Source organism: Selenomonas ruminantium AC2024 (assembly GCF_000687995.1).
Taxonomy (GTDB): Bacteria; Bacillota; Negativicutes; order Selenomonadales; family Selenomonadaceae; genus Selenomonas_A; species Selenomonas_A ruminantium_B.
The window spans coordinates 2,031,108-2,050,851 of record NZ_JIAC01000001.1; the positions used below are offsets into that span (position 1 = coordinate 2,031,108).

At 48.9% G+C, this 19,744-nt stretch carries 23 protein-coding genes; 5 read left to right on the plus strand and 18 right to left on the minus strand.

Features of this window, described 5'->3' with window-relative positions; genetic code table 11:
* Positions 1-16: 16 nt before the first annotated feature.
* Genes P157_RS0109655 through P157_RS15300 form a run of 3 tightly spaced genes read right to left on the minus strand, consistent with a single transcriptional unit; the run spans position 17 to position 1,667 of the window.
* The gene (locus P157_RS0109655; RefSeq protein WP_026760813.1) at positions 17-1,177 is read right to left on the minus strand and encodes a UxaA family hydrolase; all 1,161 of its coding nucleotides are present in this window, start codon (positions 1,175-1,177) and stop codon (positions 17-19) included.
* A 1-nt stretch (position 1,178) separates the two neighbouring features.
* Positions 1,179-1,490: a UxaA family hydrolase gene (locus P157_RS0109660; protein WP_026760814.1), complete on the minus strand. Its 312-nt coding sequence runs from the start codon at positions 1,488-1,490 to the stop codon at positions 1,179-1,181.
* A 15-nt stretch (positions 1,491-1,505) separates the two neighbouring features.
* Positions 1,506-1,667 carry a hypothetical protein gene (locus tag P157_RS15300; RefSeq protein ID WP_230578472.1) on the minus strand — a complete coding sequence of 54 codons (162 nt, stop codon included), beginning with the start codon at positions 1,665-1,667 and terminating at the stop codon, positions 1,506-1,508.
* Between the two features lie 146 nt (positions 1,668-1,813).
* Between P157_RS15300 and P157_RS14370 the strand changes: the two genes are divergently transcribed.
* Positions 1,814-2,710, plus strand: coding sequence for a LysR family transcriptional regulator (locus P157_RS14370; protein ID WP_051598582.1), 897 nt, complete (start codon positions 1,814-1,816; stop codon positions 2,708-2,710).
* Between the two features lie 16 nt (positions 2,711-2,726).
* Here P157_RS14370 and P157_RS0109675 read toward each other — a convergent pair whose 3' ends face one another.
* Complete coding sequence (locus P157_RS0109675) at positions 2,727-3,644, minus strand: LysR family transcriptional regulator (protein ID WP_026760815.1); 918 nt, start codon at positions 3,642-3,644, stop codon at positions 2,727-2,729.
* Positions 3,645-3,790: 146 nt separating this feature from the next.
* Here P157_RS0109675 and P157_RS0109680 point away from each other — a divergent pair, with 146 nt between their 5' ends.
* The gene (locus P157_RS0109680) at positions 3,791-4,582 is read left to right on the plus strand and encodes an MBL fold metallo-hydrolase (RefSeq protein WP_026760816.1); all 792 of its coding nucleotides are present in this window, start codon (positions 3,791-3,793) and stop codon (positions 4,580-4,582) included.
* A 69-nt stretch (positions 4,583-4,651) separates the two neighbouring features.
* Here the strand turns inward: P157_RS0109680 and P157_RS0109685 are convergent, their stop codons facing one another.
* The 7 genes from P157_RS0109685 to P157_RS0109715 form a co-directional block, all read right to left on the minus strand.
* Positions 4,652-5,128: a pyridoxamine 5'-phosphate oxidase family protein gene (locus P157_RS0109685; protein ID WP_026760817.1), complete on the minus strand. Its 477-nt coding sequence runs from the start codon at positions 5,126-5,128 to the stop codon at positions 4,652-4,654.
* A gap of 161 nt (positions 5,129-5,289) precedes the next feature.
* Positions 5,290-6,141 (minus strand): DUF3737 family protein, encoded by an 852-nt coding sequence (locus tag P157_RS0109690; protein WP_026760818.1) that lies wholly within the window; start codon positions 6,139-6,141, stop codon positions 5,290-5,292.
* A 35-nt stretch (positions 6,142-6,176) separates the two neighbouring features.
* Positions 6,177-6,674 carry a cyclophilin-like fold protein gene (locus P157_RS0109695; RefSeq protein WP_051598583.1) on the minus strand — a complete coding sequence of 166 codons (498 nt, stop codon included), beginning with the start codon at positions 6,672-6,674 and terminating at the stop codon, positions 6,177-6,179.
* Positions 6,675-6,724: 50 nt separating this feature from the next.
* On the minus strand, positions 6,725-7,279 hold the full coding sequence (locus P157_RS0109700; protein WP_230578473.1) for a flavodoxin family protein: 555 nt from the start codon (positions 7,277-7,279) through the stop codon (positions 6,725-6,727).
* A gap of 103 nt (positions 7,280-7,382) precedes the next feature.
* Positions 7,383-8,549 (minus strand): alpha/beta hydrolase, encoded by a 1,167-nt coding sequence (locus tag P157_RS0109705; protein ID WP_196243114.1) that lies wholly within the window; start codon positions 8,547-8,549, stop codon positions 7,383-7,385.
* 88 nt (positions 8,550-8,637) lie between these two features.
* Positions 8,638-9,777, minus strand: a complete 1,140-nt coding sequence (locus P157_RS0109710; protein ID WP_026760822.1) for an alpha/beta hydrolase — start codon at positions 9,775-9,777, stop codon at positions 8,638-8,640.
* Between the two features lie 130 nt (positions 9,778-9,907).
* Positions 9,908-11,095, minus strand: a complete 1,188-nt coding sequence (locus tag P157_RS0109715) for an MFS transporter (protein WP_026760823.1) — start codon at positions 11,093-11,095, stop codon at positions 9,908-9,910.
* Between the two features lie 133 nt (positions 11,096-11,228).
* Here P157_RS0109715 and P157_RS0109720 point away from each other — a divergent pair, with 133 nt between their 5' ends.
* The gene (locus P157_RS0109720) at positions 11,229-12,119 is read left to right on the plus strand and encodes a LysR family transcriptional regulator (protein ID WP_026760824.1); all 891 of its coding nucleotides are present in this window, start codon (positions 11,229-11,231) and stop codon (positions 12,117-12,119) included.
* A gap of 96 nt (positions 12,120-12,215) precedes the next feature.
* On the opposite strand, the gene P157_RS0109725 is transcribed toward P157_RS0109720, so the two are convergent.
* Positions 12,216-13,502: a purple acid phosphatase family protein gene (locus P157_RS0109725; protein WP_037368293.1), complete on the minus strand. Its 1,287-nt coding sequence runs from the start codon at positions 13,500-13,502 to the stop codon at positions 12,216-12,218.
* A gap of 268 nt (positions 13,503-13,770) precedes the next feature.
* Here P157_RS0109725 and P157_RS0109730 point away from each other — a divergent pair, with 268 nt between their 5' ends.
* Entirely contained in the window at positions 13,771-14,145 is a 375-nt protein-coding gene (locus P157_RS0109730; RefSeq protein ID WP_026760826.1) for a MerR family transcriptional regulator, read from the plus strand.
* A 71-nt stretch (positions 14,146-14,216) separates the two neighbouring features.
* On the opposite strand, the gene P157_RS0109735 is transcribed toward P157_RS0109730, so the two are convergent.
* The 4 genes from P157_RS0109735 to P157_RS14940 form a co-directional block, all read right to left on the minus strand.
* Positions 14,217-14,849 carry a hypothetical protein gene (locus P157_RS0109735; RefSeq protein ID WP_026760827.1) on the minus strand — a complete coding sequence of 211 codons (633 nt, stop codon included), beginning with the start codon at positions 14,847-14,849 and terminating at the stop codon, positions 14,217-14,219.
* A gap of 23 nt (positions 14,850-14,872) precedes the next feature.
* On the minus strand, positions 14,873-15,502 hold the full coding sequence (locus P157_RS14375) for a flavodoxin (RefSeq protein ID WP_037368744.1): 630 nt from the start codon (positions 15,500-15,502) through the stop codon (positions 14,873-14,875).
* Between the two features lie 79 nt (positions 15,503-15,581).
* Positions 15,582-16,118 carry a flavodoxin family protein gene (locus P157_RS0109745; RefSeq protein ID WP_026760828.1) on the minus strand — a complete coding sequence of 179 codons (537 nt, stop codon included), beginning with the start codon at positions 16,116-16,118 and terminating at the stop codon, positions 15,582-15,584.
* 141 nt (positions 16,119-16,259) lie between these two features.
* Positions 16,260-17,936 carry a D-alanyl-D-alanine carboxypeptidase family protein gene (locus P157_RS14940; protein WP_051598584.1) on the minus strand — a complete coding sequence of 559 codons (1,677 nt, stop codon included), beginning with the start codon at positions 17,934-17,936 and terminating at the stop codon, positions 16,260-16,262.
* 154 nt (positions 17,937-18,090) lie between these two features.
* Here P157_RS14940 and P157_RS0109760 point away from each other — a divergent pair, with 154 nt between their 5' ends.
* Positions 18,091-18,921: an HAD family hydrolase gene (locus P157_RS0109760; RefSeq protein WP_196243115.1), complete on the plus strand. Its 831-nt coding sequence runs from the start codon at positions 18,091-18,093 to the stop codon at positions 18,919-18,921.
* A gap of 24 nt (positions 18,922-18,945) precedes the next feature.
* On the opposite strand, the gene P157_RS0109765 is transcribed toward P157_RS0109760, so the two are convergent.
* Complete coding sequence (locus tag P157_RS0109765; protein ID WP_026760830.1) at positions 18,946-19,170, minus strand: hypothetical protein; 225 nt, start codon at positions 19,168-19,170, stop codon at positions 18,946-18,948.
* Positions 19,167-19,610 (minus strand): Rrf2 family transcriptional regulator, encoded by a 444-nt coding sequence (locus P157_RS0109770; RefSeq protein ID WP_026760831.1) that lies wholly within the window; start codon positions 19,608-19,610, stop codon positions 19,167-19,169. Before P157_RS0109770 ends, P157_RS0109765 begins: the two co-directional genes overlap by 4 nt.
* Between the last annotated feature and the right edge of the window lie 134 nt (positions 19,611-19,744).

Here is a 19,744-nt window from a genome sequence, read left to right on the forward strand (position 1 = left end):
TTCGCCCCTACGCCAATTACACGAATCTGCACACATGGTCAACCGCAATATCCGAAAAACCATAGGCTTCTGCTTTGGTGAGCTTGCCATTTGCTATCTCGTGAAGCTTTTCCAGCAGCATCCCGCCGCTTTCCTCAATGGTCTGCTCCCCTCGGATAATGCCCGATAAATCCACGTCCATATTATCTTCCATCCAGCTATAGGTATGTTCATTGGCGGTCACTTTCAGCACCGGTACAATGGCGTTGCCCGTAGGCGTTCCCCTGCCCGTAGTAAAGATAATGACCTGACAGCCGGCGGCCGCCATGGACGTTACGGAAGAAATATCATACCCTGCCGTATCCATGACAATGGCCCCGCGCTTCGTGGGTGGCTGCGCCTGTTCCAGCACCTCCACGATGGGACGGGTGCCGCCTTTGCGGATACAGCCGAGGCTCTTTTCGTCAATCGTGGACAAACCGCCCGCTTTGTTGCCTGGTGTCGGCTGCCCGGCTCGGCAATCCTGTCCTGCGGCCAGCAAATGTTTCTCATAATCCTCGCACACCCGAATGATCTGGTCGTGGATTTCCGGCGTGGCACCCCGACGGGCCAGCACATGTTCGCCGCCAATCCACTCAATGGACTCACTCATCATGGCGGACGCCCCCAAATCCACCAGCCTGTCGCTAAGATTGCCCACCGCAGGATTGGAGGCAATCCCAGAGGTAGCATCGCTGCCGCCACATTCTATCCCCAACAGCAACTCGCTGATGGGGAATTTTTCTTTTTGCTGCAGCCCGGCTTCAGCTGCCATTTCCCGGGCAGCCCGCACAGCTTTTTCAATGGTCTTTAAGGTGCCGCCTTCCTCCTGTATGCCAAAGGAAACTACCGGCTTGGAACATCTTGCCTGTATCTTTTCCCGCAGCTTGGCATGGGGTACGGTTTCACAGCCCAGGCCGATGATGACTACGCCGTACACGTTAGGATTCAGAGCAAAACCCGTGAGCACCTTCTGACTCATTTCCGTATTGGCCGCCACATCACTGCAGCCGGTGTTAAAGACGATATTCACCGCGCCCCGTACCTGACTGGCCACAATCCGGCAGGACTCACTGCCACAGGCACAAGCGGGCAGAATCAAAATATGATTGCGGATGCCGGGGCGGCCTTCTTTGCGTCTGTAACCGTAAAATTCCATGTTATTTGCCCTCCTTGCCCATTGCATACTCACTGGCGTAATCCCGGGGAATGCTGCGAATATTCTCATGCGATACCCAGCCGCCCTGCGGAATATCCTGCAAGGTTTCCCCGATGATTTCCCCGTACTTATAGACCATTTCACCCTTGGCGATAGGTTTTAAGGCAATCTTGTGCCAAATGGGAATCGTTTCGACAGCTTTAACCTGGGCACTGCCGCCGCCATGACAAATAACCATATCCTCCGACTGTGCTTCGCTGGTGCAGGTGGCCACATTGTCCTTTTCGTCCAGCAGAATCGCTTTCTTTTCCATAGCGCTCTCCTTTCGTCAAATAGCTTCATCCATATCTAGCAGATATTTCCCATAGAGCATATTCCACCGCGCCGGAGTCATGTCCTGCTTTTTTTGCAATTCCAGCTGATAATTTTTTACTGTCTTATGCGTTCTTGCCATCATCTTTTCCGCCAGAATTTTCATTGTCTTTTTCATCGTCATTACCTCCCGCTTCACACTGTTTTTTTCTGTCTTAATCATAGCGTATGCAAACCAAAATAAAAAACACTTATAATCGATTTATCTATTGAAAAAACCGATTGATTTCACTATGATGGAACTATCAGAAAGGAGGTACTGCCATGAATATCCAGCAAATGCAATACTTCGCCGAGGTTTGCCGTCACGAAAATGTTACCAAAGCAGCCGCCAGCCTGCATATGTCCCAATCCACCCTGAGCCTGTCCATGAAGAACCTCGAAACGGAAACCGGCCTGAACCTGTTCCGTCATGTAGGGCGCAATATTCAGCTCACCGCTGACGGACAGGCCTTGTTTCATGAAGTGGAAAAGATGCTGAAGCAAGTCAAACGCTTTGAAGCCAGTGTCAAAGAGATTGCCAAACGACATAACCACCTGCAGCTGGCCGTGCCTTCGCAAATTGCCACCATTATCCTGCCGCTGCTTTTGGGCGAATTTTTCCAACTACACCCGGAAATCCAATTGGAAATCACAGAACCTGCCGGCGGCGCAGCACTGGATATGGTGGAGCGGGAAGAAGTCGACCTGGCCTTTGTCCACGATGCCGAAGGACGGCCCAATCTCACCTTGCGCAAATTATCGTCCTGGCCCATCTGCCTCTGTGTCCCACGCAGCCATCCGCTGGCCGATAAGCCAAGCGTCACTTTAGCCGAAGCGGCCGCCTATCCTCTGGTGCTGCTCAGTCGTAAATTTATCCTGACCAAACGCGTGCTGGCTGAATTTGACCGGCAAAAGCTCCAGCCACAGATTCTCCATTATTCCCCCAACCTTTCGAGCGTTTGGAATATCGTCCAGCAGGGCATCGCCCTGTCGATTCTGACCGGCAATGGCATTTTGCAGGATAGCAATCTTATGGCCATTCCCATTGAAGGACTTGCCCAAAAAGGATTTATCGTCACCAAAAAAGGCCGGCAAATCTACGCGGACGAACGCTGTCTTATCGACTTCGTCCGGCGTAAATTTGCCGACGCTCCTGAACATATGAACAGTACACCATAAATTATCGCAGAATATATCAAAGTGACCAGATAACTTTGTCTTTACCATTTTTAGGCAGCCAAGCGAGCAGAAAATCACGAAATTTTTGGCTTGCCTTGGTCAGGACTGTGGTCTTGTCCCAGACAAGATATACATTCTGCCCCAGGTCATCGCCCGTACCTAATGGTTTTACCACGATATCCGGATGGGGATTCAGTACAGCAGCGTAGTCGTAGCCCAGATTTATCGCCTGATATCGGAGAATCAGGTCGGTGATAAGCATTTCGTCAGCCGTTTCAGCGACCAGGTCTACCTGCAAACCCGGCAGCAGGATATACTTATCGATATTATGCCGAAAGCATTGATAAGCCCGCCCCTTGCTGACGATGCGCACACCTTCCAAATCTGCATAGGCAATGTGTTCTTTACCGGCCAGCGGATGCTGGCGATGCAGCCGCGCGCAGTACCGGGAAAAGAACAGGGATTCCGCTGCAAAACGATTTTGGTCAGCTTCTCCTGTGACGATGGCAAAGTTGCATTGCTTTTCCAATACGCCCTTCAAGGCTGCATCATCTGTCGTATCCACGGTGCTGAGAATAATATCCGGGCATGCCTGGTGAAAATCCCAAAGAAATTCTGCCCCCAAGTAAGCCATAATATGGTCCAGTGCGTAAATCGTCACCACGCTTTTGGATTGGGAGGCCAATGTGCTCATGCTTGCTATGCTCCGGTATTCTGCCAGCAACCGCTGCACATGCGGTAAAAGTGCATTAGCATAGTCAGTTGGAACAAGACCATGCGGATTGCGGATAAAGAGCAGTTGCCCCAGTTCCTCCTCCAAAGACTTGAGCATCTTGCTGACGCCCTGCCGCGACACATAGAGCTTATCGGCGGCACTTTGTATATTGCCCTGCCGATATACTTCGAGAAAATATTCCATTTGCTTCTGATTCATCCAATCCCCCCTCCTCTTTATTTTATAGCAACCTTTTAGTTGCGTCAAAAGAGAATCTCTTTGCTTGTTGTACCTCGGTATGGGCATTATACTAGAAGCATAACCTAGCTAACGCAATTTAGAAGCTACAAAAAGGAGACATGACCATGAAACTGACGCAAATCCGCAATGCCACCAACCGCCTTGAATATGCCGGCAAAACGTTCCTGATTGACCCGTGGCTGATGCCCAAGCATCAGTTTTCCTTCATCGATGTTCCCGGCAGACCTTATCATGTGCCGGATGAAATGAAGGAGCATTTGCCCATGCCCTTCTATGACCTGCCCATGCCGATGGAAGAAATCCTCGCTGGCGTCGATTATTATCTGGTAACGCATATCCATCCCGACCACATTGATATGTCCATGGATGGTACTGTGGGCGCACATTTAGACAAGAATGTGCCTGTAATCTGCCAAAATGAAGCAGATGCTGCTGTCTTCCAAAAATCCGGTTTCCGCGATGTGACCGTACTGTCCGAAACCGGCATGCTGTTTGGCCCGGCAAAGCTGACCAAGGTACCCGCCCTCCATGGCACGGTAAATCCCTGTGGTGATGCCATGGGCGTGATGTTTGAAAGCGCCGCTGAAAAAACCTTTTATCTGGCTGGGGATACGGTATGGTATCCCGCGGTAGCCGACACATTGAAACGCTGGCAGCCGGAAATCGTGGCACTCAACTGCTGTGCCGCCGAGACAGTGGAAAATGGACGCCTCATCATGGATGCTGAAGATGTCCACTGCGTTGCTAAAACTACACCTAACGCCAGACTGTATCTGACACATCTGGACAATGTGGCCCATGCCTCGCTCACCCGCCATACACTCAAAGGCAGGCTGGCCGAACGTAATGTGACCAATTATGATATGCCAAAGGACGGTCAGTCTGTAATGTATTAATGACTTGCCTCTAGCAAGAAATCCCCCATCCTGCAATGTTTCATGCGGGATGAGGGATTTTCATTTCACCTACGATTCATTGACCAATTTCCCAGTCATATGCTTGGGAAGTAACGCCAGACATTGTACGCGGGGCAAGGCGTGTTTCAATTCCTGTTCCAAGTACGCTTCGTCATCAGTAAATTTGCGCACCAGCGAGCTACAGATTTGGCAAATTTTTTCCTCATCCGTCACCAGCTGCATCCGTCCAAAGACAACTACACTACGGATATTGAGCGCCCATTCACCGGGCTTTTGCCAGCCTTCATCATGCGCACAATAGCTCACCTTGTCATAAGCCCGTATGGCATCCATCCGGTGTCCTTCCTTGGCACTATGGAAATAAAGGATACCGTCCTCCTCGCAGTACCAATGATTCATGGGGATGCCATAGGGATAGCCGTCGTCGCCCAGCATGGACAGCACGCCCCTTTTCGTTTCTCTCAGCACCTCCCTGCATTCTTCCTCTGCCAGTTGCTGCTTGAATCTTCGCATCTTCCGAAACATAATTTTCCTCCTACAAAAACAGCGCCACCTTCTTATCTGCCAAGACCTAACGATAAGAAAATGACGCTTCTCCCATTACCCGGTGACAACAGGTGTCAATTTATATTCTGCTTCCTAGCATAGAGCAAAAAAACAGCTTTGTCAATCTTATTTGCCTGTTTTCAGGCACAGTGACTTTCCTCAGTAATAACAATACGGCCTTTAGCTTCCGAATCATCCATAATGATGTCCTTAACACCTGCCACCTTGATTGTGCCGGATTTCGGATTCTTGATGCTATCCACCACGGTCGTAACTTCTGCATCGACCTCGGATTTTTCAAAGGCCAAATCCGTATCCACCATGCGGCAATTCTTAAGTTTCAGCCCCTTGCAGTAGCAGAAGGGCTGCGTGCCAATGATGGTGCAGTTCTCTAAAGTCAGATTTTCCGAATACCAGGCCAGATACTCGCCGCGAATCACGCTGTTGCGGACCGTCACATTTTTGGCATGCCAAAAGGCGTCTTTGGTGTTCAGCTCACAGTCGGTAAATTCTGCGTCCTCAATATACTGAAACGAATATTTCCCCTGCAATGTGACATGGTCAAAATGCAGTTGTTCACTGCGCAGCATAAAGTATTCGCTTTGCACGTTGGTATTCTTCATACGGATATTTTTGACCGACCAGCCAAATTCCGGCGAAATCACATCCGAGTTTTCTATGGTCACATCGGCGCATTCCCGCAGTGCCTTAATGCCATGCAGCTTCGTATCGGCAATGTGAATATCCGTTGAATACCATAACGCCGCGCGGCAAAGCTCCGTAAGTGCGGAATTCTTTATCTGCACAGACTCATCATGCCAGAAGGGATAACGCAGATTGAAAAAACAATCCTCCGCCTTAATATCGCGGCTTTCTTTCAGCGCACTTTCCCCGTCTGCGGGGCCATCAAAGCGGCAATTAAGGAGTTTCACCCCGTTCTTACCATACAGTGCCCGTTCTTCATCAAATGCTTGTTCTCTATATTCTTCCATTTTCCGTACCTTTCTGCTAAAAATCCTATTCTTTTTCACTGGGCCACGAGCTGCACCGTTACGCCATCACGGTTTAATAAAGCAGTCAATTCCTGTTTTGACATGTCAATATGCCCCAGCCGCGTATAAGCCCAGGAATTGGAACCATAAAAGATAACCAGCTTATTCCCCGCATAGAGGACAATATCACCGTATTGAGTAGTTATTTGCTTATCCTCACTGGTAATATTTTGACCGATATCGCCCACCTGTTCAAAACCACCGTAAGGTGACATTTTTATGGTCAACGGCAAAAGATTCTGCAACGCCGCCGTGGAAGCATTCTGTTCCCAGGTAACGGGAACAACTTTATCATCAATGATGAGTTTCATCGCCTGCTCCTTCTTTTGTTCGTCCACAGATTTATGTTCTTGTAGGACAGCCTCCTGCACCTTACTGTCGGTATCCGCAGTAGTCTCCTGCGCACCTGTACAGCCGGATAGCAGCAGCAGCATCGACAACATAACTACACTTATGATTTTCCGATTTGGCATTGCCCTCTCTCCTTATGCAAATACAGCTGCAAGACATTATTTTGCAGACTTCAAATATTCTTGCCAGCCTGTCGGGCTTTTTCCAGTGCGGCATTGCCGGCAATATCGCCTGTGTCCGTCACACCGCCACAGAAAAGCGTCTCTTTTAGTTCTGCCTTGTCAAAGCAGTCTACCCAGCCCTGCACGCCGACGCGGGTTCCGGCTACGGTATCTGCTTCATCCTCTGCCGCCGTAGCCAGCAGATAAACTTCACGGAAACGATAATCCGAGGGGAACAACGGATTTGCCCGGTCCAGCAAGGTCTTTAACTGGCCACACATACCATAATAATAGACCGGCGTTGCCAGAACGACCACATCCGCCTGACCGATTTTAGCCGTGATTGCATTGGCATCGTCTTTTATCACACACTGCATGGTCTTTTGACAGGCCAAACAACCTTTGCAGAAATTTATAGTCTTATCCCGCAGGGTAATCTGCTCCACCACATGTCCGGCCTCCCTGGCCCCTGCGGCAAAAGCCGTGGCCAAAGCCTCGGAATTGCTGTTCTTTCTGAGACTTGTGGATATGACAATTACGTTCTTGCTCATCATTCTCTCCTCCATACACATGTTCTTCCTTTACTCTAACACTTGAAGTGTACTCCAAGTCAAGTACTAAGATGCAGCCCTGCAAAGGTCTTACCATTCGCAGGGCTGCATCTTAGTATTACTTCAGATTTTTATCAAAGAAGGCAAACAGTTTATCAAAGGGAATCTTGTCCATCTGGTCATAGAGGTCTACATGGGTAGCACCAGGAACAACGATTTCTTCTTTCGCCCCTTTGATGGCGGCATAGACATTATCGGAGAAATACTTGGAATGTGCCTTGTCGCCGGTTATCAGCATGACCGGGGTATTGCCCAGTTCATCAAGATTGCTCATGAGTTTGAAATCGAAGAAGCCATACGGCGTCACCGAATCCCAGGCCAGCTTGTTGGAGTTGATGGCCCGCGGATGGAAGGCACGGCCTACATAGTAGCCAAAGAAATCCTGAATAACGGGATTAGCATCAGCAGGCAGTTTATCCGGGAACATGGTATCAAAGGTTTCCACATTGCCCTTGGAATCTACGCCCAATTCATGTGCACCACGGATGGCCTTGCCCGTTCTGGCCTCTTCATTACGCATCTTAGCCAGATGCTGTTTCACGTTCTCCCGCTGTTCCGACGTGTAGTAAGCGCCATTATAATGGTCGCTGATACTTTCACTCATATCATACATAGCTGAGGTTGCTACGGCCTTGATGCGGCTGTCGCTGCCAGCTGCAGTGATGGCCATGCCGGACAAGCCACAGATGCCCATGGCACCGATCTGATCCGGGTTCACGAATTTCAGATTGGAAACGAAATCCACAGCGGCATGGTAGTCTTCCGTAAAGATTTCCGGCGAGCCCATATTGCGGCGGCTGCCACTGCTCTCACCGGTGGTGGAGGGATCAAAGGCTACGGCCACATAACCATGCTTGGCAAACTCCTGCGCATACAGACCGGAGGACTGCTCCTTCACCGCACCAAAAGGCCCGGTAATCACTACCGCCTTGTACTGCTTGCTGGCATCAAAATTTTTCGGCAGATACAGATGACCAGCCACTTCAAAACCAAAGCGGTTTTCAAACTTCACATTCTTGGCTTCAATTGACTTGTCAATCTTGAATACGCGGGTGTCATTGTTAAGCTCGCTGATGGATGAACGCTGCATCTGCGAAGCTGTTGCTAAAGTTTTAGCCGGCGTCGCTGCCATCGTCACATCACTCCCCATAATGCCAAAGGACATCACGCCTGCCACCAGCGCTGCCAAAACCATCTTCTTGTTTTTGCCAATTTTCTTCAACATTTCTATTCTCCTTTACTTCACTTACATCTCTATGTCATGTTATCGTGACTTTACCTTATCACTTGAAGCAGACTCCAACTCAAGCATTTTATTTTAAGTTCTGCTGAAAGAATGCCTCAATTCTCGCAAAAGGAATCTTGGCTTTGTTATCGTAGAGGTCAACATGAGACGCACCGGGAACAATCACCAGTTCCTTGTTACCGCCCTTGAGCTTTTTGAAGGCATCTTCGCCAAAGTAACGGGAATGGGCTTTCTCACCATGCAAAACCATAACGGCATTCTTGATTTCATCGGCATAGGACAGAATCGGCATATTCATAAATGAAAGGGCCGAAGTCTGATTCCAGCCGCCGTTAGAATTCAGTGAACGGGAATGATAGCCGCGCTCCGTCTTATAGTAAGCATAATAATCCTTCACGAACTGCGGCGCATCAGCCGGCAGCGGGTCAACCACACCGCCGGAGTTCTTGTAATAACCGGCTTTATAGTCCACCGTGCGCTGAGCATTTATGGCTTCGCGGTTGGCATAGCGCTCTTTTTTCAATGTTTCCTTGTCTTTTTCGTAATCAAAATAGCCGTTGGCCATAACTCTGGTCATATCGTACATCGTGGAAGCCACCGTGGCTTTGATACGCGTATCGCTGGCCGCTGCATTGAGCGCCATGCCGCCCCAGCCGCAAATGCCAATAATGCCGATGCGATTCGCGTCTACATTATCCTGCACGGAAAGAAAATCAACGGCTGCAGAAAAATCTTCCGTATTGATATCCGGCGAAGCGACATAGCGAGGCTGACCACCGCTTTCCCCGGTAAAGGACGGGTCAAAGGCAATAGTCAAGAAACCGCGTTCAGCCATTTCCTGCGCATAGAGGCCGGAGGACTGCTCCTTGACGGCACCAAAGGGGCCGCTTACCGCAATGGCCGGGAGTTTTCCCTGCGCATTTTTCGGCACATACATATCGGCTGCCAAGGTGATGCCATAACGGTTGACAAAAGTAACCTTGCGATGGTCCACCTTGTCACTCTTTGGGAACACCTTGTCCCACTCCTGCGTAAGCTGCAATTTTTCGGCTTTAATCATTCTGTCGCTTTTAACCTCTGCCGACTTCATGCCTGCCCCTCCTTTATCTGCTGCCTGTGCACCATTTCCCATAAGACCAAAAGACATCACGCCTGCCACCAGAGCGGCCAAAACCATCTTTTTGTTTTTGATTATTTTCTTCAACATTCCTATTCTCCTCACTTCACTTACACCGTTTATCCTCTTGCTTGATTTCATTATAGCGATTCTATTTTGTAATTACCAATACTTATAAAAAATATATTGCTATGCTTACCAAGCATAAAAATCAACATCTTTAATGTTCAGATTGAATCATCAAGGGCGTATGCACCTGCATGCGATAACATTGTACCCAAAACATCAGCGCCGCCAACAGACAGAACAACAGACCACCCAGCACGACATATTGCGTGCCCCAAACATCAATAAAATGACCGCTGACCGTAGTTCCGAGTACACAGCCCATATTGGCCGCCGTCAAGAACAGGCTATTAGCAAAGTCCGGCGCTTCCGGAGCGGCACTTGCCATCCAGTACTGATTGATATTGGCATTGATACCGCCCAAGATGCCCCAAATGACCACAATAAGCCCCATCAACGGCCAAACGCTGCCGCCGCCCAACAGGGCAATATAGATTACGGCGACCGCCAGCGGAAAGATTTTGACCACAGTCAATGGACGCACGGTCAGCAGATTTCCCGCCAGCATACTGCCCCCAATATTACAAAGACCATACACAAACAGCAAGATACTGACTAAGGCTGGTGCTACGCCGGAAACAACACCCAGATACTCTGCCAAATAATTAAATACGCCGAAAATCGAACCATTGAGGAAAATCACCGCCACGATAGATGCCCAGACCATCGGCTTTTTGAGTACAGCGAGCTGACTGCCGTAGCTCAGTCGTGCCTTTACCGGCATTGAGGGAATAAACCATAATGTCGCCAGCATAACCAGCAAAGTAGCTAAGGCAAAGAACGCCATAGATGCAGAAAGGCTGAACTGCTCGGCCAAAAAGTTGCTGATGGGCACGCCAGCCACCATACCGGCGGCCACGCCCATATTGATTTTCGCCACCATCTTCGGTTCCTCGCCGGTCCGCGCTAATCCTGCCGCCACGGTAAAGGCCATCGCGCAATAGACCGGATGGAAAAACGCCGGCAGCACCCGCACCGCCAAAAGCACATAGAAATTTTCGGCAAAGACGGCAATCGTACTGCAAACGGTAAACAGGCCCAAAATAAAGGCCATCACCCATTTGCGATTAAAGCGAGACATAAAAAGCGGCATAGTCGGCCCTGCCACCGCTACCCCCAAAGCAAACAAGCTAATAAGCCAGCCGGCCTGCACCACACTGACCTGATAGTATTCCGCGATATAGGGCAAAATCCCGATAAAGCCCATTTCGGTATTGAGAATACCAAACACCCCCATGGCCAGGATAAGCAGCATTACGCGTTTATTTCCATTCTGTTCCATTTCCACACCTTCCTTTTCTTCCATTATAGATTTATCTTCATGTAAATACCAATACTTATAGGAAATGCCTATCTATGCTTTACAGTAATAGATTTACACTCTATAATAAAAGAAAAACAAGGAGCTGATTGTGATGGAATTGCGTGTTCTCAACTACTTTCTAACCGTTGCCCGTGAGGAAAGTTTTTCACGGGCGGCAGAAAAACTGCACCTCTCCCAGCCGACCCTATCCCGGCAGTTAAAGGATTTGGAAGAAGAATTCGGCAAACAACTGCTGATTCGTGAACCGCGCCGCATTCTCCTGACCGATGACGGGGCGCTTTTACGCCGCCGCGCCGAAGAAATCCTGTCGCTGGTGGAAAAGACCGAGGGCGAACTATTAAGCAGCAACGAAGATATCAGCGGCGATATCCGCATTGGCGCAGGGGAATCTGTGCACTTTGGCCTGATTATGGAGGCCGCCCACCAACTGCAAAAGCAGCATCCCCGCATCCGCTTTCATATTGTAACCGGTGATGGGCGAACCACTATGACGCGCCTGGACCGGGGCCTTATTGACTTTGCTTTTGTCTATGGCCGGCTCGACCCGGCAAAATATCAGGAACTGCCCCTGCCAGTCCGTGACCAATGGGTGTTGTTCCTGCGCAAAGATGATGAACTAGCAAAACAGGATAACATCAAAGCTAGTGACCTCTGGCACCGCCCCCTGCTCTTTTCGCGGCAGGCACTCTCCCTCAGCACGCATGGCGATGAACTGCTCAACTGGTTGCAAAAACCATTGGAAGAACTCCATATCGCCGGCTCCTACACCCTGCTCTATAATGCTACCCTGATGGTCAAAGAGGGCATGGGCTATGCCATCTCCTTTGACCAACTCATCAACACCACCGGCACCAGTCTCTGCACCCGCCCGTTAGAACCTGCTATTTTCACCGAACCATCTATCGTCTGGAAGAAAAATCAGGTATTCTCCAAGGCCTCCCAAGCATTCCTTGCCGCACTGCAAGAAAAATTTAACGCCTAACACCAAAAAAATCCCTTGCCTGTCCTAAGACATTGCAAGGGAATTTTTTATAGGAGAATTTATTGCATGCAGATTTATTGACGATGAGTACTGGCTTTAAGAAGCAGCACTCTTGCGCACCGTCGCACGGTCGATCTCCTGTCCGTTCGGCAGGAAACATTTGACTGTTATCTCTTTATCCGTCACCTGCATGGTGAGATAATTGTCTGTTTCCGGCTGGGGAGCCACGACCTCATCGAGCTTATGGTCAATCCATAACCCGGGATAGCGGACATTGCCGGCCACGCCCGTCAGGATATAGAGAGGCCCCTGACTGTCCCGCTTAAAGTTTTTAATGTGTCCCCGGTTGCGATATGTATGCAGATGTGCAGAAAAGACAATATCAATGCCCAGTTCATCAAACAAGGGCATAAATTTCTTACCGACCTCAGAAATTCCTTCCTGCCGTTCCGGGCGTTTGTGGATACGGTATTGCAAGACATCCTTATGCACCAGCACGATTTTCCACTTTTTGCGGCTTCTACTGGCATCTTCCCGCAGCCAGTTCAGCTGTTCTGCCATCAGTCCCGGCTTGAAGTCCTCCGTTTCATCCCACTGACTGTTAAGCACCATGAAATGCACCTCACCATAGTCAAAGGAATAATAGTAGCGGGAAAAATCCCGGCTGTTATTTTCCGGCACTACAAAGTAATGGAGATAGGCCTCTGGCAGCCGCACCTTCCATTTCTGGTCATAAGTTTCATGATTGCCCATCATAGGTACAAAGGGAATGCGGTCAATTATGCCATTTACGCCATGGAACCAGGCCTGCCATTGGGTATGGTCTTCGCCATTGTCCACAATATCTCCCATATTGATAAAGAATGCTGCCTGCGGATTACGCTCAGCGGCATTTTGCGCTACGGCCTTCCAATCGCTGTAATCGCTGGACTGGGAATCGGGGAATATCAAACACTCAAAATCCCTCTGCCCTGAGGTATGCAACGTATGCCAATCGCTGGCAGCCGCCTCCGTTACCACACGATACTCATAATCCGTATCGGCCTGAAGTTCCTGCAGTTTCGCCAGATACTGATTGTTCTTCACTCCATCATCGGTAAAAAAATCCTCCTGGGCAGCAACCATCTGCGCTTCGGTCTGTCCCTTAACGCGGTATTCGATGGCCGGATTGGTCAAAACATCCTCCGCCTGCCACATAATCGTCCGGCTGTGGGCAGCATCTGCTGTAATCAACTGCCGCAAAAATTGGGCATCCAAATCCCCGGTCAAATTGCGCACACTATTGACCGTCTGACGATACCAGGAGCCTTTGGTAAAATATATACCGCCAGCCAGCAGTGCCAGTCCCCCTAAGCCGCCCGCAATAAAAGTTCTTCTATTCATACCAACATCCTTTCTGATAAAGTATCTTTGCTATCGCGCAATAATGCCAGCGAAGTTACTCGCTATTCGCTAGTTTCCTTTTTTACGGTAACACTTGAAGTTTACTCAAAGTCAAGAACTCTTATAAAAAAATTACCAGCCATTCCTATGTTTTTTCTTGAAATATTCGCTTTTCCCCACCAAAATCCTCTTTTACAGCTTGACTTTGAGTTCACTACAAGTGCTAAACTTATAATAGAATGTAAAGTTATGACAACGAGGTGATTTTATGACCATCAAAGAAGTCAGCGAAAAATACGATTTGTCTGCTGATACCATCCGCTACTACGAGCGCATCGGCCTTATCCCCCATGTGCCCCGCAAGGAAAACGGCATCCGCGATTTTGACGAAACCGCCTGCGGCTGGGTGGAATTTTCCAAATGTATGCGCAGTGCCGGCGTGCAGGTGGAAGCTCTGATTGAATACGTTGACCTGTTCTTCAAGGAAGGCACCGAAGAAGCCCGCAAGGATATCCTTGTAGAACAGCGCGCCCGCCTTCAGGAACAGTATGAACAGCTAAAAGCCACCATGGAACGGCTGGATTACAAAATTGCACATTACGAAGAACTCATGGTAAAGAAATGCCCCAACCGGGAGGAATGATTTCCCACGAAAGAAACGTCCATTTCTCATCTGCCAGCCTGACGATAAGAAATGGACGTTTTATAATACATTCACCACAATCGGAAAATTTTTATCAGCAACGCTCCTAATATCAAGTACATTCCCCATATGGCCAGCAGCAAGCCGACGTATACGATAGCCGGTTCACCCGTGGCCGATGTAGCAAAGATGTGTTTCATCAGCAGGCGGTCCCCCACGCGGTCAAGAAAGGAACCATAAATCCCGCCCGCGGTCATGAGGAGCGCTAATACTGCTTTGACTCGTTTAGAAGCAGGCCAGGGTAGATGCCATCTTTCCCGCCAGCCCTTGAAGTGCAAGCCCCAATGCAAGCCCATCAGGATAAGCAAAGCATACGGCAGGGACACATGCAGCTGATGAATCAAAATGCTACGCTGAATATCCAGCGGCATGATATCCTTGAACAAATGATTGGAAATCCCAGAACCTGCGCCCACCATTACCAACAGCACGACCAGCAGCAACATATCAACCACTGTACCGATAATGCGAAGCATCGTCCAGCGCCCACGTTTTAGTGAAGCAAACCATTGCCGATTCTGGCCGACATGAATTAGCACCAACAGCAGCCACAAAATGCCCAGCACCTCATGCAGTACCTTGGGCACATAATGAAAGCACATAATGGGCAAAAACAGCAACGGCAAAAGTGCCGTCACTGTCATGCGAAAATTTATCTTGAACCTATTCATAAGCCCAGACCATTAAACCAGCTTTTGATTTTTTCGGCTTTAGCCTGCGAAGAGAACAGCTTGCCTGCCTTCCATTCAGCCTTACCCTTAGTCAGCTTCTGCAGATAGTCGGCGCTCGTGCCGATATCACTGCCACCGGAGGTGCAGATGGCGGTCAGTTTCTTCCCCGTGAAATCATAGCTTTCCACGAAGGTATCCATGATGCGCGGTGCCTGTCCCCACCAGATGGGATATGCCAGTACGATGGTATCGTAGTTTGCAATCGGTGCATTCTTATCCGCCAGTTTTGGGCGGGCGCTGTCGTTCTTCTGTTCCACCGTAGCACGGGTGCTTTCGTCATTATAGTTCAAGTCCTCTTTGCTATAAGGAACTTCCGGACGGATTTCATAGAGGTCAGCATTCAGAGCTTTAGCCGTATTCTCTGCGAGCGTGCGGGTATTGCCCGTGGCCGAGAAATACGCCACGAGAATCTTGCCTTTAGCCGCAGGTGCCTTGCTGTCTGCCTGTGCCGTAGTCTGCACCGGTGCCGGTGCCGCCTTTTCTGCCGTCTTGCCCGACTCTGTGCCGCAGCCCACCAGACCTAGAACCATCAACACGCCCAAGCAGGCAATCCATAGTTTTCGCATAATGTTATCCCCTTTCATCACCAATTTCATCGGTTATCATTCTAGCACTTGTAGCAAACTCCAAGTCAAGTATATTCGCTTACAAATTGGCGCCTATTTTATACGCCATCTCGGCAAAGGACGACTTTTCCACCAGACTGCGCGCGCCGCAGCCTGTCGCCCAAACCTGCCCGACATCCTGCCATTCCATGTAGCGCACCAAGGTTTCATAGTGATTGGCCAGTGCCTCCATCGTCCAATCCGCACTGTTATAGGCCGTAGCCATCATAATGGATTTCTTGCCATGCAGTTTTTCCGTCCGCGAATAAAACCTATCCACGATTATCTTTAGCTGTGCCGACATACCAAAGTAATACAGCGGCGTAGTCAGCACGATAAGGTCAGCCGCCAGCATCTTGGGCATCAGCGTATTTTCGATGGCATCCTTGAACACGCAGGGGCCATCCATGCCGCATTTGTCGCACCCCTGACAAGGATGCGTTTCTTCATGCGCCGCGTCAAAGGTAAAGACTTCGTGCCCGGCGCTTTTAGCCCCTTCGGTGAACCTGTCTGCCAGATAAATCGAGGTGGACTCATTTTGCGGATGGGGGCTGCTGGTAATCACCACAATCTTCATGTTCTTTCCTCCCGAAACACTTCCCGGTACTAATTGGATAGACAGCATTTGCAAAGCATAATCCCCATCTACATAAGCATAACCCAAGCAAAAGGACAGCTGTATCAGAAACGAAACAGCTGTCCTTTTGCTATAAAATATTTACTTCATATATTCTTCCATGACCAAGCCCGCAGCGCTGATTTTTTTCGCTGTCTCCTGGCCAACATAGCGGAAATGCCAGGGCTCATAGCTGTATCCTGTGAGGTTTTCTTTCCCCTGCGGATAACGCAGGATGAAACCATATTCCGCCAGCAATGGATGTATCTGCGCAAAAATTTCCTTCTGCGCTATCATTTCGTCGTTATCATCAATAATCTTTCCATCCACGACCAGACAGATATCGACAGCCAGCCCCGTGTGATGTTCGGAATACCCCGGAACCGCTACATACTTCTTCACATAATCTGCCCCATACTTTTGGGTAAATTCGGCCACGATTTCCTTTTGGCGGGCAACACTTCGATAGACCGAATCCAGTTCAATCTGAATTCCCTTTTGCTTTAGTGCTGTGCGCAGCTGCTCAAAATGCTGATAGGTTTCCGGCTCAATCTGGAACTCTTTGCCAAACGAATTCTTTACCGTTATCAACGGCAGTTTTGCCTCATAATCATCTGGCAGCTTATGGGTTTTATTGACGAAAATCATATAATCTACCGACTTATTCTTGGCTGCAAGGTCTTTTTTCGCAGGAGACGGTGCTGCCGTGCGCTTTATTTTCTCACCATATATCGTCTTGAAATCATCCCGCATGGAGATGGTGTTCCAGCCGTTTTGCGCGGCAAGCTGCCGGCATTTTTCGGCTTTATCCATATCGCCCAGTTCCCGTGTCTGGTCATCACAGAGAACAAAGAAGGCAGCGCTTTTGTATTTGTTTCCGCTGATGGCATAATTTAACATACTAGCATCATCTTTGGAATTACCAAAAGCCAACACCGGCTGCTTGCCAATTTCTCTGGCGATGGCCGTCACCTTATTCATCTGCAGGTTTTTGTGTTGGAAGCCGCCGCGCACCAAATAATCATCATGACGATACATATATTTTAAACCATCGGTATCCCCCTGATGGGCCGCCAAAATTTCCATATCTGTGCCAATGATGTTTCCTTCCGGAATCGTGAGCATATCCGAAACAAGCTGGCGCACGAGCTGACGTTCGGAGCCGGAGACAACATACACTGCGAACTTATTGGCCTGCAAGTATTTGATGACTTCGACCATCGGCAGATAAAAGGCCTCGCCCCAGGCCATATTGCTTAAACCAGTTACGGGCTTTTTCATAAAGTTTTTCACATAAGCATCATATTCCGGTGCCGTCATGCCGCTAAAGACCGAAGCAAAATGCGGGCTGCTGCTGCCCGGCTTGCTGACAGCAGACTTATCCTTGAGCCACGTCTCCAGCTGCCGCGCAAATTTCGCATCATCCAGCTTAGGTTTATAGTTCTTGTCATGAAGTGTACGGTCAACAATCAACATTTGCCCCAGATAATAAGGTGCCGTCTCACAGAGAATCGTACCATCCATATCAAACACCGCTACGCGGTCTTTCTCCGGAATGTAATTTTTACTGTTCTTATTCGTAATGTCCTTCACATAATTGGTCAAAGCCTGATAAGAAGCTGCATCCTTATTCCAATACTTAAAATTGCTTCCCATCTGGTTCACAGCTATCTGACTAATCTCTGCACGGCTCGCCGCCTCTGCCCCATAGACAAAACTGCAACATAGCATAGCTGACAATGCACCAATCAACAGTTTTTTCTTGAACGATTTCACCATATCACGCCTTTCTATTCGTAAAAATACCATTGGTTTCATTCGCTATGATACTTGCTTTTTCCTTCAACAGATATGGAATTATTAACTGGAACAACTGGTAAAGCGAGCATAAATGGATTATAATTTAGCCATTACGCGACTTACGGAGATGAACATGATGAATCAAAAAAATAACTACCAACTGCTATCCCTCGACATGGACGGAACTTTGCTTAATTCTGCCAAACAGATTCCCTGCGAAACAACGGTGGCTATCCAAGAGCTGATGAAACGCGGTGTTGAGGTCGTTGTCGGCACGGGACGCGGTCTGGCAGAGCTTGCTGACTACCGCGACGCCTTTCAAGGCATGCACTATGGCCTGCTGGTAAGCGGCGGCCTGATTTATGACTTTCAGCAGAAAAAACCTTTGACACTGCATGCACTCTCTTTAGAACAGTGCCAGCGTTTATTGGAGGCGGCCGCTGATGAAGATGCTATGGTACACATCCTTACCGTGCATGATTCTGTCGCCCGTGAGCAGGATATTTTTCATATGGACGATTTTTCTATGCGCGTCTATCAGGATATGTATGAACGCATCTGTGACAGACAGGATGATTTAGTCCGTTACGTTCAAGAACACGCCGATGAAATCCTCAAAATCAACCTTTACCATCGCTCTACGGCATCGCGTGAACGCAGCCGCCAACGCCTTGCAGGTCTTGGCATGAACCTAGTTCTGGCCGAAAAAACGGGGCTGGAAGCCTCTCCTGCAGGCATTACCAAAGCCAGCGGACTCAAAGAACTCTGCAAGCTGTTGAATATCCCCCTTGCCGCCACCGTTGCCGTGGGCGATGCTCCGAATGATTTGGAAATCCTGCAAATAGCCGGACTATCTGCCGCCATGGGAAATGCCACCGACTCCATCAAAGAAATCTGCGATGTTGTCGTAAGCGACAATGACCATAATGGCGTTTTGGAGGTAATCCGTCGCTACTTTTTATAATCCGGCCGGATTCCACGCTTTTTATCAGCAGGAACTGCTTCCCAAAACGGGATGTTTTACCTGTCGCAGGGCCCGCACGCGGATAAGTCGCAGGGCTTCCGACAAATCTACATCAGAGCGCTGCCCGTTGTTTTCGTAAACACACAGGGGATTTTCCACGCCAATTTCACTGGCCGGCATATAAACATATTCGCAGGTGTTATTATCTCCGAAGATAACACCTGTTTTTAATTCCGCTATGGCAATCATTTACGTTTCTCCTGTTCTGCTTCTTTCACTGCGATAGATTCCAACAAATCGGCAAGGGTGACCTTCTTAAAGTCAGCCAGCATATGTTGTCTGACATCTTCAAGCCGTTCCCCTAAAACCCCATGAATATTCCGCCCCACAGGACAGGCCGGATTGGGATTCTCCTGAAAATGAAATAAGTCTTCATCTTCTTCCACAGCCTGAAAGACATCCCACAAGGTGATGTCTTTCGGGCTTTTTGTAAGTTTTGCCCCACCGACTCCAGCCGCCACTTCCACGAGACCTGCAGCTTTAAGCTGGCCTAATGTCTTGCGGATAATGACGGGATTGACATTGACACTGCCTGCCAAAAAAGTAGATGTGGTCTTGTACTCATCCTTGAACCGCTCGATACAAAGCAATATATGCGTTGCTACCGGCAGACGAAACGAAAACTGCATGAAGGAACCTCCTAAGAACCGTTATTTCTTACTATAATGTTGTAGCTTATCATATTACATCACTTATAAAATGTCAATCTTACCTGCTGCTATGCCTTTATGGCTTCCACTGCGAAAACTTTAGAAATTTTTTC

What these genes read in the sequence shown, in the direction of transcription:
- P157_RS0109655 (WP_026760813.1), bottom strand. Translation starts at nt 1,177, where the DNA reads ATGGAATTTTACGGTTACAGACGCAAAGAAGGCCGCCCCGGCATCCGC.
- P157_RS0109660 (WP_026760814.1), bottom strand. Translation starts at nt 1,490, where the DNA reads ATGGAAAAGAAAGCGATTCTGCTGGACGAAAAGGACAATGTGGCCACC.
- P157_RS15300 (WP_230578472.1), bottom strand. Translation starts at nt 1,667, where the DNA reads ATGAAAAAGACAATGAAAATTCTGGCGGAAAAGATGATGGCAAGAACG.
- P157_RS14370 (WP_051598582.1), top strand. Translation starts at nt 1,814, where the DNA reads ATGAATATCCAGCAAATGCAATACTTCGCCGAGGTTTGCCGTCACGAA.
- P157_RS0109675 (WP_026760815.1), bottom strand. Translation starts at nt 3,644, where the DNA reads ATGAATCAGAAGCAAATGGAATATTTTCTCGAAGTATATCGGCAGGGC.
- P157_RS0109680 (WP_026760816.1), top strand. Translation starts at nt 3,791, where the DNA reads ATGAAACTGACGCAAATCCGCAATGCCACCAACCGCCTTGAATATGCC.
- P157_RS0109685 (WP_026760817.1), bottom strand. Translation starts at nt 5,128, where the DNA reads ATGTTTCGGAAGATGCGAAGATTCAAGCAGCAACTGGCAGAGGAAGAA.
- P157_RS0109690 (WP_026760818.1), bottom strand. Translation starts at nt 6,141, where the DNA reads ATGGAAGAATATAGAGAACAAGCATTTGATGAAGAACGGGCACTGTAT.
- P157_RS0109695 (WP_051598583.1), bottom strand. Translation starts at nt 6,674, where the DNA reads ATGCCAAATCGGAAAATCATAAGTGTAGTTATGTTGTCGATGCTGCTG.
- P157_RS0109700 (WP_230578473.1), bottom strand. Translation starts at nt 7,279, where the DNA reads ATGGAGGAGAGAATGATGAGCAAGAACGTAATTGTCATATCCACAAGT.
- P157_RS0109705 (WP_196243114.1), bottom strand. Translation starts at nt 8,549, where the DNA reads ATGTTGAAGAAAATTGGCAAAAACAAGAAGATGGTTTTGGCAGCGCTG.
- P157_RS0109710 (WP_026760822.1), bottom strand. Translation starts at nt 9,777, where the DNA reads ATGTTGAAGAAAATAATCAAAAACAAAAAGATGGTTTTGGCCGCTCTG.
- P157_RS0109715 (WP_026760823.1), bottom strand. Translation starts at nt 11,095, where the DNA reads ATGGAACAGAATGGAAATAAACGCGTAATGCTGCTTATCCTGGCCATG.
- P157_RS0109720 (WP_026760824.1), top strand. Translation starts at nt 11,229, where the DNA reads ATGGAATTGCGTGTTCTCAACTACTTTCTAACCGTTGCCCGTGAGGAA.
- P157_RS0109725 (WP_037368293.1), bottom strand. Translation starts at nt 13,502, where the DNA reads ATGAATAGAAGAACTTTTATTGCGGGCGGCTTAGGGGGACTGGCACTG.
- P157_RS0109730 (WP_026760826.1), top strand. Translation starts at nt 13,771, where the DNA reads ATGACCATCAAAGAAGTCAGCGAAAAATACGATTTGTCTGCTGATACC.
- P157_RS0109735 (WP_026760827.1), bottom strand. Translation starts at nt 14,849, where the DNA reads ATGACAGTGACGGCACTTTTGCCGTTGCTGTTTTTGCCCATTATGTGC.
- P157_RS14375 (WP_037368744.1), bottom strand. Translation starts at nt 15,502, where the DNA reads ATGCGAAAACTATGGATTGCCTGCTTGGGCGTGTTGATGGTTCTAGGT.
- P157_RS0109745 (WP_026760828.1), bottom strand. Translation starts at nt 16,118, where the DNA reads ATGAAGATTGTGGTGATTACCAGCAGCCCCCATCCGCAAAATGAGTCC.
- P157_RS14940 (WP_051598584.1), bottom strand. Translation starts at nt 17,936, where the DNA reads ATGGTGAAATCGTTCAAGAAAAAACTGTTGATTGGTGCATTGTCAGCT.
- P157_RS0109760 (WP_196243115.1), top strand. Translation starts at nt 18,091, where the DNA reads ATGATGAATCAAAAAAATAACTACCAACTGCTATCCCTCGACATGGAC.
- P157_RS0109765 (WP_026760830.1), bottom strand. Translation starts at nt 19,170, where the DNA reads ATGATTGCCATAGCGGAATTAAAAACAGGTGTTATCTTCGGAGATAAT.
- P157_RS0109770 (WP_026760831.1), bottom strand. Translation starts at nt 19,610, where the DNA reads ATGCAGTTTTCGTTTCGTCTGCCGGTAGCAACGCATATATTGCTTTGT.